Annotated in this window: 15 protein-coding genes; 5 read left to right on the top strand and 10 right to left on the bottom strand. The window is 35.0% G+C overall.

The window, feature by feature from the left end; all coding sequences use genetic code 11:
- Positions 1 to 859: 859 nt before the first annotated feature.
- From ilvA to ilvD, 9 genes are all read right to left on the bottom strand, one after another.
- The gene (ilvA, locus tag ISP02_RS03890) at positions 860 to 2128 is read right to left on the bottom strand and encodes a threonine ammonia-lyase IlvA (RefSeq protein ID WP_195720329.1); all 1269 of its coding nucleotides are present in this window, start codon (positions 2126 to 2128) and stop codon (positions 860 to 862) included.
- A gap of 29 nt (positions 2129 to 2157) precedes the next feature.
- Positions 2158 to 2736 (bottom strand): 3-isopropylmalate dehydratase small subunit, encoded by a 579-nt coding sequence (leuD, locus tag ISP02_RS03895; RefSeq protein WP_195720330.1) that lies wholly within the window; start codon positions 2734 to 2736, stop codon positions 2158 to 2160.
- A gap of 1 nt (position 2737) precedes the next feature.
- Positions 2738 to 4108, bottom strand: a complete 1371-nt coding sequence (gene leuC / locus ISP02_RS03900) for a 3-isopropylmalate dehydratase large subunit (RefSeq protein ID WP_195720331.1) — start codon at positions 4106 to 4108, stop codon at positions 2738 to 2740.
- Positions 4109 to 4123: 15 nt separating this feature from the next.
- Complete coding sequence (leuB, locus tag ISP02_RS03905; RefSeq protein WP_195720332.1) at positions 4124 to 5164, bottom strand: 3-isopropylmalate dehydrogenase; 1041 nt, start codon at positions 5162 to 5164, stop codon at positions 4124 to 4126.
- Positions 5161 to 6696: a 2-isopropylmalate synthase gene (locus ISP02_RS03910; RefSeq protein WP_195720333.1), complete on the bottom strand. Its 1536-nt coding sequence runs from the start codon at positions 6694 to 6696 to the stop codon at positions 5161 to 5163. Before ISP02_RS03910 ends, leuB begins: the two co-directional genes overlap by 4 nt.
- 141 nt (positions 6697 to 6837) lie before the next feature.
- Positions 6838 to 7842 carry a ketol-acid reductoisomerase gene (gene ilvC, locus ISP02_RS03915; protein ID WP_195720334.1) on the bottom strand — a complete coding sequence of 335 codons (1005 nt, stop codon included), beginning with the start codon at positions 7840 to 7842 and terminating at the stop codon, positions 6838 to 6840.
- A 50-nt stretch (positions 7843 to 7892) separates the two neighbouring features.
- Entirely contained in the window at positions 7893 to 8366 is a 474-nt protein-coding gene (gene ilvN / locus ISP02_RS03920; RefSeq protein ID WP_048793313.1) for an acetolactate synthase small subunit, read from the bottom strand.
- Entirely contained in the window at positions 8366 to 10147 is a 1782-nt protein-coding gene (gene ilvB, locus ISP02_RS03925) for a biosynthetic-type acetolactate synthase large subunit (protein WP_195720335.1), read from the bottom strand. The genes ilvN and ilvB overlap by 1 nt, the downstream gene beginning before the upstream one ends.
- A 13-nt stretch (positions 10148 to 10160) precedes the next feature.
- Positions 10161 to 11849 (bottom strand): dihydroxy-acid dehydratase, encoded by a 1689-nt coding sequence (gene ilvD, locus ISP02_RS03930; protein WP_195720336.1) that lies wholly within the window; start codon positions 11847 to 11849, stop codon positions 10161 to 10163.
- Between the two features lie 493 nt (positions 11850 to 12342).
- On the opposite strand from ilvD, the gene tsaE reads away from it, so the two are divergent.
- From tsaE to ISP02_RS03955, 5 genes are all read left to right on the top strand, one after another.
- A complete protein-coding gene (gene tsaE, locus ISP02_RS03935; RefSeq protein ID WP_195720337.1) occupies positions 12343 to 12804 on the top strand; it encodes a tRNA (adenosine(37)-N6)-threonylcarbamoyltransferase complex ATPase subunit type 1 TsaE in 462 nt (153 codons plus the stop codon).
- Positions 12785 to 13447 carry a tRNA (adenosine(37)-N6)-threonylcarbamoyltransferase complex dimerization subunit type 1 TsaB gene (tsaB, locus tag ISP02_RS03940; protein ID WP_195720338.1) on the top strand — a complete coding sequence of 221 codons (663 nt, stop codon included), beginning with the start codon at positions 12785 to 12787 and terminating at the stop codon, positions 13445 to 13447. The genes tsaE and tsaB overlap by 20 nt, the downstream gene beginning before the upstream one ends.
- 11 nt (positions 13448 to 13458) lie before the next feature.
- Entirely contained in the window at positions 13459 to 13884 is a 426-nt protein-coding gene (gene rimI / locus ISP02_RS03945) for a ribosomal protein S18-alanine N-acetyltransferase (RefSeq protein ID WP_408020145.1), read from the top strand.
- Complete coding sequence (gene tsaD / locus ISP02_RS03950) at positions 13877 to 14905, top strand: tRNA (adenosine(37)-N6)-threonylcarbamoyltransferase complex transferase subunit TsaD (RefSeq protein WP_195720340.1); 1029 nt, start codon at positions 13877 to 13879, stop codon at positions 14903 to 14905. The genes rimI and tsaD overlap by 8 nt, the downstream gene beginning before the upstream one ends.
- Positions 14906 to 15015: 110 nt before the next feature.
- Positions 15016 to 15438 carry a VOC family protein gene (locus ISP02_RS03955; protein ID WP_195720341.1) on the top strand — a complete coding sequence of 141 codons (423 nt, stop codon included), beginning with the start codon at positions 15016 to 15018 and terminating at the stop codon, positions 15436 to 15438.
- 191 nt (positions 15439 to 15629) lie between these two features.
- Here the strand turns inward: ISP02_RS03955 and ISP02_RS03960 are convergent, their stop codons facing one another.
- Positions 15630 to 17225: a MutS-related protein gene (locus ISP02_RS03960; protein ID WP_195720342.1), complete on the bottom strand. Its 1596-nt coding sequence runs from the start codon at positions 17223 to 17225 to the stop codon at positions 15630 to 15632.
- Positions 17226 to 17424: the final 199 nt, after the last annotated feature.

Genomic DNA, 17424 nt, shown 5'->3' on the forward strand with positions numbered 1-17424 from the left:
TATTAAAAACTTTGGCGTAGAGAAAGCGTTTGAAGCTGACGAACTCAAGGCGTCGCGTCACGCGCTTACGAGGAGGTAAGCAAGTCAGTGACGCATGCAAGTGAGGAAAGATGCGAGCCGCTTGCCTCAAGCCCAAAAAGCGCCTTAGCGTCGATGGTAGCAGATTTACATCCCGCTAATAAAGGAACACAGGTGAATAACACCTGTGTAAGTCCCACTAAACTTAAAGAGTGGGACTTTAGACGTTGCCAGGCAATCAAGAGACCTAAAGGTCTCTTTTTTTTTATGCCCAATAAGGAGCTTAACTTCTCAAAATAATCTTTGAAACACTATAAGACCGCAGGTCTGTTTATATAAATGTAAATAGAATATTAAAACTTTGGCGTAGAGAAAGCGTTTGAAGCTGACGAACTCAAGGCGTCGCGTCACGCGCTTACGAGGAGGTAAGCAAGTCAGCGACGCATGCAAGTGAGGAAAGATGCGAGCCGCTTGCCTCAAGCCCAAAAAGCGCCTTAGCGTCGATGGTAGCAGATTTACATCCCGCTAATAAAGGAACACAGGTGAATAACACCTGTATAAGTCCCACTAAACTTAAAGAGGGGAACTTTAGACGTTACTCAGCAATCTAAAAAGCTTAGCTCATATAACAATATTTAAAACACTATAAGACCACAGGTCTATTTATATAAAATGTAAATAGAATATTAAAAGTATTTGGCTCAGAAAAATTGATTGAATGTGCAAGTATTATGAATAAAACAAAATTAATATTCATGGCGTCTCATGGCATCTTCTTATATTATATATTCTTTCGCTATATAAAAAGGTTCTATACACTTTCGTATATAGAACCTTTCAATTAAATTAATAACGAATAAAGCATTTTATTTTCATTGATGTAAATATTGGATGGATCAAATTCAGAAACATTAGTTTTTAAATTATCCAAGTCACTATGGTTATATAGTTGGATTCCGATAATAACTGTACCAGTGTTTTGGGATGATTTTTTGAGGTATTCAAACTTAGTAATATCATCTTTTGGTCCAAGCACATCATTTACAAATTCTCTTAAAGCACCAGGTCTTTGTGGGAAATTTAAAATGAAGTAATGTTTCATTTCCTCAAAGAGTAATGAGCGCTCTTCAATCTCTTTCATTCTATTAATATCATTGTTTCCACCGCTTACGATGCAGACGACATTCTTACCTTTAATTTTAGATTTGTATTTTTCTAAAGCAGATACACTTAATGCACCAGCGGGTTCTGCAATTATAGCTTGCTTAGAATACATGTCCAAAATTGTAGAACAAACTGCACCTTCATCCACTTGCACGTAATCATCAACAACTTTTTGTGAAATGTCATAAGTGATTTCTCCAACACGTGCGACAGAAGCACCATCTACAAATTTTTCAATATTTTGTAATGTGACGATTTCGTTTTTGACGACAACTGATTCATACATACTACTGGCGCCAGCTGGTTCAACACCAACAATCGATGTTTCTTTAGAATGATCTTTAAAATAAGTACCAACGCCTGAAATGAGGCCTCCGCCACCAATAGCAGCAAATAAATAATCAAAGTTTATGTCATCTTTTTTAGACTGTTCAATAATCTCTTTAGCTATCGTACCTTGACCTGCAATTGTATAAATATTATTGAAAGGATCAATGAAATTCATTGCGTAATCTTGTGTATATATGAGTGCTTCTTTTAAACATTCATCGAAAGTATCACCTGTTAAAACGATATCTACATTAGATCCACCAAAGAATTTTACTTGATTTATTTTTTGTAGTGGTGTTGTAACAGGCATAAAGATTACAGCAGTTAAATTTAATTTACTCGCTGTGTATGCTACACCTTGCGCGTGATTACCTGCACTCGCGCAAGTTATACCATTTTGTCGGTCTTTCTCATTTAAAGCAATAATTGCATTATAAGCGCCTCTTAGTTTAAATGAACGTACCCATTGAAGATCTTCCCGTTTTAAATAAACGTTACATTCATATTTATGAGAAAGATAATGATCTTTTTGTAAGGGGGTTTCTTTTGCAACATCTTTTAAATTTAAGAAAGCCTCATCAATATCTTTGGATGACACTGTAGTTTTAACTGTCATAAATTTCACACCTTTACTTTTGAATTTCTTTATTGAAATGTCTTTGCATTTTCATAAGCAGCAATTTCATCCTCATATTGCAGTGTAACTGCTATGTCATCTAAACCATTGACTAGTTTGTTTTTCCAAGTAGCATCAATATCAAAATGGTAAGATTTTTCAGGGGTTGATACGGTTTGGTTGGGTAAATCTATGGTGATTTCTGAGAAAGTTGCTAAATGTTTTCTAGCATCTTCATCTAAACTTATAGGTAGCATGCCGTTTTTTGTACAATTCATATAGAAAATATCACTATAACTACCAGCTATTATAATATCAAAACCATAGTCTTTGATTGCCCAAGCAGCATGCTCTCTACTAGAACCACATCCGAAATTATCACCAGTTATAAGAATCGAGGCATTTTCATATTCAGGCTTATTAGGGTTGAAATCTGGATTATCAGATCCATCATCTAAATAACGCCATTCGTCGAATGCGAAAGGGCCAAAGCCAGTTTTAGAAATTCTTTTTAAATGTACTTTAGGTATAATTTGGTCAGTGTCAATATTGTCATGGAAAAGTGGTACAATTTTTCCAGTATAAGTTGTTATCGGTTTTACATCCATCTTAAACGACCACCTTTCTAACATCTACGAATTTACCATTAATAGCTGCCGCTGCTGCCATAGCAGGGGAAACTAGGTGGGTACGGGCACCTTTACCTTGGCGACCTTCAAAGTTTCTATTACTAGTTGAGGCACAATGCACACCATTTGGCACTTGGTCAGGGTTCATACCTAAACACATTGAACAACCTGGTTCTCTCCAATCAAATCCTGCATCTTTAAATATCTTATCAATGCCTAATTTCTCTGCTTCAATCTTAACAGTTCTTGAACCTGGAACGACAATAGCAGTAATATTTGGATGAACTTTATTTCCCTTCACGATGTGACTTGCTTCAACTAAATCAGAAAGTCTAGCATTTGTACATGAGCCTAAAAATACATAACCTAAATCGATGTCCTCGGCTTTTTGACCTGGTTTTAATCCCATATAGTCATAAGCACGTTCATCATTAACATTTTTAATCTCAGGGAAAGGTGTATTAAAACTAACACCCATTTCTGGATTAGTGCCCCAAGTGACTTGAGGTTCTAATCCTGAAACATCCATTTCAATAACCTTATCAAATTGAGCGTCGTCATCAGTATATAGCTCACGCCATTCATCGACATCATATTCATAATTTGTAGCATATGGACGACCTTTTACATATTCAAAAGTAGTATCATCAGGTTGCATCATGCCATATTTTGCACCTGCCTCTATAGCCATATTACAAATTGTCATACGTGCCTCCATAGAAAGGTTACGGATCGTTTCTCCAGAAAATTCTAAAGCATAACCTGTACCAAAATCTACACCATATTGATTAATTAGATATAGAATTATATCTTTTGCATAAACACCTGTTGGAAGTTTACCATTAACGTCAATTTTAAGATTTTTAGGTTTAGTTTGCCACAATGTTTGAGTTGCAAAAACATGTTCTACCTCACTTGTACCAATGCCAAAAGCTATGGCACCGAAAGCACCGTGGGTAGCAGTATGTGAATCGCCACAAACGATAGTTTTACCAGGTTGTGTTAATCCAGTTTCAGGTCCAACCATGTGAACGATACCTTGTTCATCAGAACCCATATCAAAAATATGAACGCCAAATGCTTTAGCATTTTCTTGCAAAGTTGTGATTTGTTTATTTGCTATTTCATCCTTAATATTAAAAATATCAACGGTAGGTACGTTATGATCCAAAGTAGCATAAGTTAAATCAGGTCTTCTAAGTTTTCTATTTTGAAGTCTCAGTCCTTCAAATGCTTGAGGAGATGTAACTTCATGAATTAAATGTAAATCAATGTATAATAACTGTGGGGAACCTTCTTTCCCAGTCAAAACGTGTTTGTTCCAAACTTTATCGAATAGTGTTTTACCCATATGACATCTCCTCCTTTATATATTTGCTTTCACAGATTGAAAGACTTCTGTAGTAGTACAATGACCTCCAAGATCACTCGTCGTTTTGCTATCTTTTATAAGTTGATAAACTACGCGCTCTAAGTGTGATGCAGCTTGTTCTTCATCGAAACTTTCTCTTAAACACATCGCCACTGATAATAACATACCAAAAGGATTTGCTTTGTTTTGGTTTGCTATATCAGGCGCTGAACCGTGAATCGGTTCATAAAGTCTAGTGCCTTGTTCGCTAAAACTAGCAGAAGGTGATAAACCTAGAGAACCAGGTATAACTGAAGCTTCATCACTCAATATATCTCCAAATAAATTTTCAGTTACAATAACATCAAATTGAGTAGGATTAGTAATTAAATGCATTGCGCAAGCATCAACAAGCAGATGATTTACTTCCACATCAGGATAATCTTGCGCAACATTATTAATAACTTGGCGCCATAATTTACTTGATGCTAAAACATTTTCCTTATCAACTGAAGTAAGTTTTTTATTACGCTTTTGAGCTAATTTAAATGCAACATGTGCGATACGTTCAATTTCAGGTTTAGTATATGTTAATGAATCAAGTGCTTGGTCTTGATTCCAATGTTTCGGTTCACCGAAATAAATACCGCCGGTTAACTCACGAACTATAACAAAATCTGTTCCAGCTACTTTTGCTTCTTTAATAGGGGACAAATGACTCGTACCATCAGTTACTGTAGTAGGTCGTATATTGGCAAAAAGACCTAATGTCTTTCTAATACCTAAAAGACCTTGTTCGGGCCTATTATTAGGATCAGTCCATTTAGGACCACCTACAGAACCTAAAAGTATAGCATCGGCATTTTTACACGCTGTTAATGTGTCTTCTGGTAAAGGTGAGCCATGATGATCAATGGCTACGCCACCAAAATCATGCTCCTCTATAGTGTATTCAAAATTAAATTTTTTGCTCAGTAGTTGTAATACTTCAAGCGAACCACTCATAATTTCAGGTCCAATACCATCTCCGGGTAATGAAACTATGTTATAACTCATGACTTTATGCCTTCTTTCTTAGATGATTCATTTACATATTTGGCTTGCGCTTCTACATATGATTTACAAGAAGCCAGTAAGATGTCATGATCAATACCAACGCCAGTTACAATTTGATCACCAATTTTAAGTTGAACATGGACTTCGGCTTGAGCATCGGAACCTTCCGTTACCGAATCAATTGTATAATCTAATAGTTCAGTTTCTCTATCGAAAATACGGTCTACTGCGTTATACACAGCGACGATTGAGCCTGTTCCAATACTTGAATCTTGATAAGTATTACCATCTTTATCTTTAATAACTACTACTGCACTTTGTAACCCGTTAGAGACAAATTGTAGTTGTAATGTCTCCACTTGATAACTTGCACTTTGCTCATGAGATGTGCCTTGAATAAGTGCGTGAATATCTCTGTCTGTAACAGCTTTTTTCTTATCTGCAATTTCTTTGAATTGTTTGAATAAAACTTTTTGTTCTTCTGGTTCAACATCATAGCCTAAAACATCAAGCTTTTCTGCAAATGCATGTTTACCGGATAGTTTTCCTAAAGGGAGTTCTGTAGTTTTAACACCTACTAATTGAGGCGTCATAATTTCATAAGTTTCTGGGTTTTTAAGAACGCCATCTTGGTGAATGCCAGATTCGTGACTAAATGCATTTTGTCCGACAATAGCTTTGTTTTTAGGGACTCGAATACCAGCGTATCGTGCAATTAGATCAGAAGTTTGTTTCGTTTCTGCTAAATTTATTTTTGATTGATTTTGATAATGATCTTGGCGAACGTAAAGGCCAAGTGCAACTTCTTCAAGTGCCGTATTACCTGCACGTTCTCCAATACCATTTAAAGTACCCTCAATACGTTTAGCACCATTTTCAATGGCTGCCATACTATTAGCAACTGCTAATCCTAAGTCGTCATGGCAATGTGCACTGTAAATGACTTCATGATCACTTTGTATAGTTTCTAATAATGTTTTAAAAATTTTGCCATATTCAGTTGGATAACTGAATCCTACAGTATCTGGTATATTGATAACACTTGCGCCAGCATCTACAGCCGTTTGGACAGCTTTAAGTAAGAAATCAGGTTCCGTACGCGTTGCGTCTTCAGGTGAAAATTGTACTACTTCAAAATATTGCTTCGCATATGATACATGCTCTTTAATAGAGTCAAGCACTTCATCTTGAGTCATTTTTAATTTAGAATCACGGTGTATTGGACTAGTTGCTACGAAGACGTGAATTCTAGGAATTGCAGCTTCTTTAGTTGCTTCATAAACTGCATCAACATCTGATTTGACACAACGTGCTAAACCACAAACCGCTGTAGTTGTTAATGTTTTCGAAATGGCTTCAACTGATTTAAAACTTCCTGTGCTGGAAGCGGGAAAGCCTGCTTCTATTATATCTACGCCCCATTTTTCTAGTTGTTGTGCTATCTTTAGCCTTTCTTCGAAAGAAAAGTTGACTCCTGGTGTTTGTTCCCCATCTCTAAGTGTAGTATCAAAAATTTGAATATGGCTACTCATTTTAAACATCTCCTAACTATATTATTATCCCGAAAAGATCTTTTTAGTATATTTAATTCATAACCTATGACTAATCACTGACACTCTAGTGAGTAAGTGATAGTCACGATGAAGTTACGAATTAACTAAAGTAATACTTGCTTATTTTTGAATACTTTTTGATTTAATAAATGGCATCATTTCTCTTAGATCACGACCAACTGCCTCGATTTGATGTCCATGTTGTTCTTCACGTAATTTATGGAATTCTTCAAAATTATTTTCGCTATCTTTAATGAATCGATCACTAAAGTTACCTTCTTGAATATCTTTTAATACAGCTTTCATGTTATTTTTAACGTCAGGAGTAATTACGCGTGGACCTGATACATAATCACCAAATTCGGCTGTATTTGAAATTGAATAACGCATATTTTCCATACCGCCTTCATACATAAGGTCTACAATTAATTTCATTTCGTGTAATACTTCGAAGTAAGCAATTTCAGGCTGATAGCCTGCTTCTACTAATGTTTCGAAACCGGATTGGATTAATTTTGTTACGCCACCACATAGTACTGTTTGTTCACCGAATAGGTCAGTTTCAGTTTCCTCAGCGAATGAAGTTTCAATAACACCAGCACGTGTTGCGCCGATACCTTTTGCGTAACTTAATGCTAAGTCTCTTGCTTCACCGCTTGCATCTTGTTCAACAGCAAATAGGGCAGGCACTGCGCTACCTTCAGTGAATGTACGACGTACTAAATGTCCTGGACCTTTAGGCGCAATTAGAAATACATCTACTGTTGAAGGCGGCTGGATTACGTTAAAATGAATATTAAATCCATGCGCAAATACTAACGCGTTATTTTCTTCTAAGTTAGGCTCGATTTCTTCTTCATAAACTCTACCTTGAATTTCATCAGGCAATAGAATCATGATTACATCAGCTTGTTTTGCTGCTTCGTCCACTGGATATACTTCAAAGCCATCATCTTTTGCTTTATTGAAAGAGTTACCTGGGCGGATACCGATGATTACATCGTAACCATTATCTTTTAAGTTTTGAGCATGAGCATGGCCTTGAGAACCATAACCGATAACTGCAATTTTCTTTCCTTGTAATACATCTTTCGTTACTGATTGATCATAATAAACTGTTGTCATAATAAAATCCTCCATGTTTTGTTAAATTAATTTCTCAATATTCAGACAAATTAAATAATGCCTGCTGAACCTGTTCTTGCTATCTGTTCTATGTTGTATGATGATAGGTCATCTATTAAATTGTCCATCGTGTATTGTGGACCTGAAGCTTGAAGATAAGTAAATTGCTCTTCATCCTTCAGAATAGATACTAGCGCATCATACGGTTGGATTAGCTTTTGTAATTGTTCATTGTTATCAGGTGTGCGTAATTTTACGAGTACTAATTCTCTATTATAAGTATTTGTATCTGTTATATCTTCAACACTTATAATATTAATTTGCTTTTCAAGCTGCGTAATTAAATTTCTTAATACGTCACTGTCAGGCACTTCTGCCACGAAAGTAATATCAGAGATGCCTTCTTCAACTGTTGGTGTGGCAGACAATGTGACAATGTTAAATTGTCTCCTGACAAAGATACTTGTTAAGCGATTCAAAGTACCAGCTTTATCTCTTACTTTTGTGCGAAACGTTCTTCTCATTATAAACCCTCCATTTCATGATTAGGTTTACCAGAAGGGACCATAGGTGTAACAGCTTCAACAGGTGAGATTCTAACTTCAATTAAAGCTGGACCATCATGTGAGAAGGCTTCTTCTAGTTGTTGTTCTAATTTATTTGGGTTATCTATCATATAACCTTTAACACCATAAGCTTCGCCTAATTTAATAAAGTCTGGTTGATCATTAAATACTGAATGAGAAAATCTTTGGTTAAAGAATTTATCTTGCCATTGTTTTACCATACCTAAAGTACCGTTATTTACTATTATAACTTTAATATCTAAATTATATTCGCCCAAGATAGCAAGTTCTTGGTTAGTCATTTGAAAGCCACCGTCTCCAACAAAAGCAACTACTGTTTTGTCAGGACGAGCTAACTTAGCACCGATTGCTGATGGAATACCGAATCCCATTGTTCCTAAGCCACCACTGGTAACTAACTGACCGTGCGTTTTAAAAGGATAATATTGAGCTACCCACATTTGATGTTGTCCAACGTCAGTAGTCACAATTGCATCGCCTTCAGTTATTTTGCCAACGTGCTCAATCGTACGTTGTGGTTTAGAGAAGTTATCTTCTTCTTCTCCATATTTGAATGGGTGAGTTGCTTTATTACTATTACAAGTATTTAACCAATCATCATGTCTGATGGAATAACTATCAAATGCCAATAACGCTTCTAATACTGCTTTACAATCTGCAACAATACCGAGATCAGTATCAATTATTTTATTGATTTCTGAAGGATCAATGTCTACATGTACAATTTTAGCATTAGGTGCGAATTCATCAGGATTACTTGCCAACCTATCATCAAATCTACTACCGAAGTTGATGAGTAAATCACATTCAGTTAGCGCCATGTTGCTTGCATAAGAACCATGCATACCACCCATACCTAAAAATAGGGGATGTTCATATGGTATAGAACCGAGACCTAACAAAGTTGAAACAACAGGTAGTTGATGACGATTTACAAATGTTGTAAGTGTCTCATTAGCTTTCGCGTGGTTAATACCTGCACCAGCCAAAACAACTGGTTTATGTGCTGTTTTTAAATAGTCACGCAATTTTTGAATTTCATCAAATTTAGGTTCATTAGGGATTGAATAACCTGGTAAATCAAGTTCCTCAGATAGTTCAGCATTTGTAGATAAAATACCCATATCCTTAGGAAAATCGATAACTACAGGTCCTTTTCTACCAGTATTTGCAATATGGAATGCTTCGTGAATGATCTTTGGAATGTCGCTTACATTTTTAACTTGGTAATTATGCTTTGTAATGGGTGTAGTCATCGATAATAAATCAGCTTCTTGGAAAGCATCTTTACCAATCCCTGGTGTTGCAACTTGACCAGTAATTACTACTAGTGGTAGGGAATCACTATAAGCATCGGCAATTCCAGTAATAGCATTGGTAGCTCCTGGACCACTTGTTACAACGACAACGCCTGGTTTACCAGAAACACGAGCATATCCTTCAGCTGCGTGCGTAGCACCTTGTTCATGTCTTGCTAAAATGTGTTTAATTTTAGCATCATAAAACGTGTCATATAGGGGCAAAACCGCACCACCAGGATAACCAAATATAAAATCTACATCTTCGTTGGCAAGTGAGTCAACTAGCAATTCAGAACCGGTTTTCATTTCTGTAATCGTTTCGTTTTCTAGCTCAGTTTGTTCATAAGCTTCTTTAGGTTCGATTTGTTCCAAAGTTTCAGGTTGCTCTTGGTAAATCGTTTCTGCTTGTTTAGCCATTTTACTTCACTCCTTAAATGAGATTTTCAGGCACTTGCATGATGCCACCCGTATTAGCACTTGTAACTAATGCTGTATATCTTGCAAGATAACCAGTTTTTACTTTTGCTTTAAATGGGTTTAATTCTTGTTTTCTAGCTTCTAAAGTTTCAGTTGGCACTTCAGCTTCTAATGTTCGGTCTATTAAGTTTATTGTGATGTCATCTCCATCTCTTATTAAACCAATTGGACCACCAGATGCTGCTTCAGGAGATATGTGTCCGACCGCAATACCTCTAGTTGCGCCAGAAAAGCGACCATCTGTAATAAGTGCAACATCTTTGCCTAATCCTCTACCTACTATGGAAGAAGTAGGGGCTAACATTTCCGGCATGCCTGGTCCGCCCTTAGGACCTTCATATCTTATAACGACGACATGACCTTCACGAACAGTGTGATTATCTATTGCTTCAACCGCTTCATCATGTGAATTAAAGCAAATTGCTTTCCCTTTAAATACTTTAATTGAAGGGTCAACACCACCGACTTTAATAACTGCACCTTTTGGAGCTAGGTTGCCGTATAAGATAGAAAGGCCACCTTCTTTATCATAAGGGTTATCTAAATGTCTGATTACATCTGCATTAGATATTGCTTTCCCTTCGTTGTTTTCTCTCAATGTTTTACCAGTTACGGTAATGCGATCAGGGTGTAACGTGCCTTCTTTTTTGAAGAGCTCATTAATTATTGCTGGAACACCGCCTGCTTCATGAACATCATGCATTGAATATGAAGAGCTTGGTGCAATTTTTGATAGGTAAGGTGTTTTTTTAGCTATTTCATTAATACGTGTTAAATCGTAATCAATACCTGCTTCGTTAGCAATTGCTAATGTGTGTAATACAGTATTTGTAGAACCACCCATCGCCATATCTAAAGCGAATGCGTCGTCGATAGCTTCTTTAGTGACGATATCTTTAGGTTTAATATCATTTTTAATATTATCGACTAATCTAAATGCAGCTTCTCTAATCATCTCTCTACGTTGATCACTGACTGCTAAGGCAGTGCCATTATATGGGAGAGCTAATCCTAATACTTCCATCAAACAGTTCATGGAATTAGCTGTAAACATTCCAGAACATGATCCACATGTGGGACATGCATTTTGTTCCATGTCTAAAAATTCTTCTTTCGAAATTGATCCATCTTTAAAGGCTCCAACAGCTTCGAACATTGACGATAGGGTAAGAGCTTTACCTTCTGTAGATAATCCTGCTTTCATCGGTCCACCTGAACAAAAGACAGCAGGGACGTTTGTTCTAACTGATGCTAACAACATACCTGGTGTGATTTTATCGCAGTTTGGAATGTAAAATACACCGTCGAACCAATGTGCATTGATTACTGTTTCTGCAGCGTCTGCAATTATTTCTCTTGAAGGTAATGAATATCTCATTCCTATATGACCCATTGCAATACCGTCGTCAACACCAATGGTATTGAATTCAAATGGTATCGCACCGGCTTCTCTTATTGCCTCCTTTGCGATATCAGCAAGCTCTCTTAAATGGACATGTCCTGGAACAATGTCTATATATGAGTTACAAATAGCTACAAAAGGTTTGTTCATATCTGTTGGTTTTTCTAATGCCCCAGTGGCATGTAAAAGACTTCGGGCTGGTGCCTGTTGATCTCCTTTTTTTATCATGTCGCTTCTCATGTGAATTCCCCCATAAAAAATGAAAATAAAAAGACGTCCCAATTATTATTGGGACGTCTTACCAGTCCCATTCAACTAGAAATAGGACTTAAACTTTTAGTAGTTTCTATACTAAAGTTCCAGTCCTATAAGCATAATAAAATGACTAAAATATTTGTTGTTGTTGGTTGATTTACTGTTGTATTATAAGTCATTTTATTATGCTCCTTTCCTCAAGAATGGTTTTTATATCATTTGTTTGAATTATCTAAAAATTTGATAAACTTAATTTACTACATGTTAGACGTCGTGTCAATGATTGTTGCCAATTTTCTTTCAATTCTCACAATTTTTTATGAAAAAGAACTTGGTCAGTAATAAAGTATTATCAAGAAAAGTTTGTTAAAATGTAGAAGTTAAATATAAAAAGTACTAATATTTGAACTAAATATTGTCATAAAGGAAGATTAAATATTAATAAATCAAGTGTAACAATAATAATAGGAGTAGAGACATGATAAGTATTAATAACTTACAAGATATGGAAACATTTGGCCATTGTTTAACTAGATATTTGAGCGCGGGCGACATAATATTGCTAAACGGTGATTTAGGTGCAGGTAAGACGACATTAAGTCAATTTATTGGAAAAGCGTTAGGCGTTAAAAGAAATATTAATTCTCCAACTTTTAACATTATTAAATCTTATAATGGTAAGAATTTAAAGTTTCATCATATGGATTGTTATAGACTAGAAGAATCTGAAGAAGACTTAGGTTTTGACGAATATTTTGAAGATAACGCCGTTACCGTGATTGAATGGAGTCAATTTATATCATCATATTTACCATCTAATAATTTAACCGTTAATATTCAAACTACAAATAATGATGATCGAACTATTACTATTGAAGCAAGTGGCACTCATTATGCTCGAATTAAGGAGGCAGTAGAACGTGATTTATCTTCTAATTGATACATCTAACCAACCACTTTCCGTAGCAATTATGGATAATGATAAAATATTATCAGAAATTAATAATAATGAAAAAGTTAATCATTCCGTACAATTAATGCCCGCAATCATTTCTGCTATAGAAGAGGCTAACATGACTAAAAATGATATTGAGTCAATAGTTGTTGCAGATGGCCCAGGCTCTTATACAGGTCTAAGAATTGGTGTTACTGTGGCAAAAACACTTGCTTATGCTTTAAATGCTTCATTATATAGTGTTTCGTCGCTAGCGGCATTAGCTGCAACGGTCACACAACAAGATAAGTTAATTGTACCCATCTTTGATGCTCGCCGAGAAGCGGTATATGCAGGCGTATATAGTAATGATAATGATAAATTTAACATTGTTATGGAAGACCAATATATAACTATTGAGGATTTACTAGCTTGCTTACATTCATATGGAAGACCTTACGTTTTTGTTGGAAATGATACTTCTAAACTAGCGCATTTAATAGACAGTGACTTTATCCCAAACCTACCTCAAGCACACGTAATGAAATCTTTAATTTCAACACCCGTTAATATTCATGAGTTTGTTCCAAATTATTTAAAAATTTCAGAGGCTGAACGTAATTGGTTAGAGAAACAGAACAAAAGTTAAATATTAGATTAATGGATAAGACGGATGTACCACAAGTGTTTGATATAGAGCGTAAGAGTTTTAATGGTAGTTCATGGACAATAGACACTTTCTATTATGAAGTAGAAAAAAATGATTTCGCATTTTATTTTGTTATGGAATATGATGAACGTATAGTAGGATATGTAGGGTTGTGGGTTGTTTTAGATAATGCGCAAATCACCACAATTGCAATAGATGAACAGTATAGAGGATATGGTTTAGGACAATTGCTATTGAAATATGTCATAGATTATGTTGAAGAAAAATGTGAAGCTTTAAGTTTAGAAGTAAGAGTAGATAACTATGTAGCTCAACATGTATATGAAAACTTAGGCTTCCAATATGGTGGAAAGCGTAAAAATTATTATGGAGAAGGCGAGGATGCATTAGTGATGTGGGTGAATTTAAATGACTAACGAGACATTAATTTTAGCTGTTGAATCTAGCTGTGACGAAACAAGCGTTAGTGTCATAGAAAATGGCAATCAAATTAGAAGTAATATAGTTTTAAGCCAAATAGAGAGCCATAAGAGATTTGGAGGCGTCGTGCCTGAAGTAGCAAGTAGACATCACGTCGAAGGGATTACCACTACTATCGATAACGCTTTACAAGAAGCACATGTAACAATGGATGATATTGATGCAATCGCAGTAACTCAAGGACCAGGTTTAATAGGAGCATTATTGGTCGGTATTAATGCTGCTAAAGCTTTGGCATATGCTTATAATAAACCATTGATTCCAGTACATCATATCGCAGGTCATATTTATGCTAATAATTTAGAACAAGGTATGAGTTTTCCGTTAATCGCACTTATCGTTTCAGGAGGACACACCGAGCTTATTTATATGAAAGATCATTTAAGCTTCGAAATCATAGGCGAAACGAGAGATGACGCTGTGGGTGAAGCATATGATAAAGTCGCTCGTACATTAGGTTTGAATTATCCAGGTGGGCCACATATCGATCGCTTAGCCAATACAGGTAACGATACGTATGATTTTCCAAGAGTATGGTTAGAAAAAGATAGTTTCGATTTTAGTTTTAGTGGATTGAAAAGCGCAGTCATCAATGCATTGCATAATCAACGACAAAAAAATGAAACGATTATAGATGCAGATGTGGCGACCAGTTTCCAAAATAGTGTAGTGGAAGTATTAGTAGGTAAAGCGGTACAAGCATGTGAAACATATAATGTTAATGAGTTAATCGTAGCTGGAGGCGTAGCTAGCAATAGCGGTTTACGTAAAGAATTGAGTAAAGTTTGTAGGTCACATAATATTCATTTAGCTATTCCATCAGCAAAATTATGCACAGATAATGGTGCGATGATAGGGGCGGCGGCGCATTATTTATATCTAAATAACGTTAGAGCAGACATGACATTAAATGGTAATAGTGGGTTGGACTTAGAACATTTTGTCGACGAAGTCTAATAAGTATTTAAATAAAGAATCATAGTTATAAGTAAAATTTTTTTAAAATGGGTATTTATATAACTAGTGATTATTAAATTTAATTTATTATTGGAAGGAGACGAAATTCAATGAAAGCAATCCAATATTTTAACTTTCAAAATAGCTTAGCTGCTTTAAATTTTTATGAACAACATTTAGGTGCGACAAACATTAATCGCGTTGGTGGAGATCATGAAATGTTTAGGGATTTACCAGAGGAATATCAAGTCTATGCCGATTTTACTATGAACGCTGCATTTGAGATTTTAGGTGAAACATTCTATTGTAGTGATACGTTGAAAAATAAGAAAATTAATAACAGTGGTGCAATCGTAGCATTTAATTTTGATTATAATAATATAGAAGAAAGAGAAAAAGCTATCGCTTTTTTCAATAAAGCAGTTGAGGGTGGTTGTGTAGCAACGATACCATTAGGCGAAACAGAATGGTCCCCTTTATACGGATTGTTTAATGATCCTTTTGGTGTTACTTGGATGATTAGCGCAGAATAGGTAAAATAGAAGTAAAGTAAAAGACTTCGTAACGTAATTCTCATACTAAATAAGTCCTTAAAATGGTAACTAATGCGTACCGTAACGAGCTATAAATTTCATAAAAACAACAAAAACGTCAATTGCTAAATGATTTCATTAGCGATTGACGTTTATTTATCAGGCGATGATATTTTTGTTACGGACTCATTTTATATTTTGCCAACATTATGCTTTGCACGTTCGTAAATAAAGTCTGGGAAATCAGTGATACGTAATAATTCTATCGCATTACGTGTATCAGCTTTTCCGGTCTTGATGGTAAAGTCAAAATGGATTTCATTATTCCTTATAGATTCATTAAAGTGATAGTTGTGATATTTGTGCTGTAATAAATCTGCTAATTCTATATCATGTGTAGCTGCAATGATTGTAAATTGCTCTGAGTCATTGAGGTGAGATAATACTGATTCAGAGGCAGCGATTCGTTCTGTCGTGTTAGTGCCTTTAAATATTTCATCTATAAAGCAATATACATTTTGATTTTGTGGAATTTTAAAGAGACGATTAATTGATTTTAATTCACTCATAAAATAGCTATCGCCAGAAGTGATACTATCTTGATTAACCATTGCTGTATAAATTAAACCGGGTTTATAGACAAATTTCTTCGCCGTAGTAGTATTAACACTTTGAGCTAATAATAAATTCACGGCTAAAGCTTTCATAAATGTTGATTTACCGGAAGCATTAGAACCTGTAAGCAACATATTAAAGTCTAAAGTTAAACTATTTGGTACTGCTTTGTTTAGAAGAGGATGAACAAGATCGTCAAATTCGACCTTATCCTCAGTTGTTTTTGGTACTGAATAAGAGTCTAAGCTCTTACGCCATAAAGCAACAGAATAATGATTATCTAACATAGCAATATAGTCATAACAGGCTAGTACTTCGTCTTCATAACGTTTAAAGCTCGCTTGAATTAAATGGAACAGAAAATAATCGAGCATTAAAAGCATTTTAATAAATGCTATAACCGTAAAGGCGTCATTGTCAGTAGAAGCCTTGCCCAGTAGCCAACTAAAACGACGCGCTACAATAAAATGTTTAAAATCTACAGAGATGTCTGGTAAATCGTCGGATTTACTTAATTTATAAGCTTTATTGACCACGGAAGAATTATAAAACATTGAATTTAAATCTTCTATATAAGTTCTTTTTAACATGCCACTCAAGGCCATATTATATATACAAACTAATATTAGTAACATAATACCTAAACCAGTATTTAATAAAGTAATAATTATAGCTATTAAAGGCAAGTATGTAGAAAACATGTAAAAATAGTTACGTTTTATTGGCTGAAGCTGATCTGGAAAAATTGGATAAATTGTTTTACCAATTTTAGCTAAATGATAAGCAACAAAATTTCGTACACCATCATTTTCATTAAACACTTGAAATAATTTTTCGTTATTAATTTTTTTCATGTGTCTTAGTGCAGATACTAATCGCATTTCACCAATTGCTGTAAAGTTAAAATTCATAATACTAAACAATTGTGGCATATCTAAATCGTTCCAAGTTTTATCATCAATCAATAAGTTTGTATCATAATTGTCTTTGTAAAGTTCATATTGATAATCATGTCGGCTATTGGGTCTGATAAACTTTTCTAACGGTTTGATGTTGTCCCATAATGTGGGTAATTCATTTTTAAGTTTAATGCTATTAACAATTTCAGTAATTATAACTAATAAAATACTAGCTACTATTAACGCGAGTATAAGCCAAAGAATAGTTGGCATGGTGTAACTGCTCCTTTTTTATGTCTAGTCTATAGGTTAATTGTGTCATTGATTATATTTTGACGCAAGGTTATAGGAAATTTATAATAATATGAATGTCAATAGGGAACGTGCGTACTTATTAACAATTAGTGCATAAACTGTGGATAAGTGATGGGAAAAGCTGTGGATTAGGGGGAATAATGAAAAATGTAGCAAA

The organism is Staphylococcus durrellii (assembly GCF_015594545.1).
Lineage (GTDB): Bacteria > Bacillota > Bacilli > Staphylococcales > Staphylococcaceae > Staphylococcus > Staphylococcus durrellii.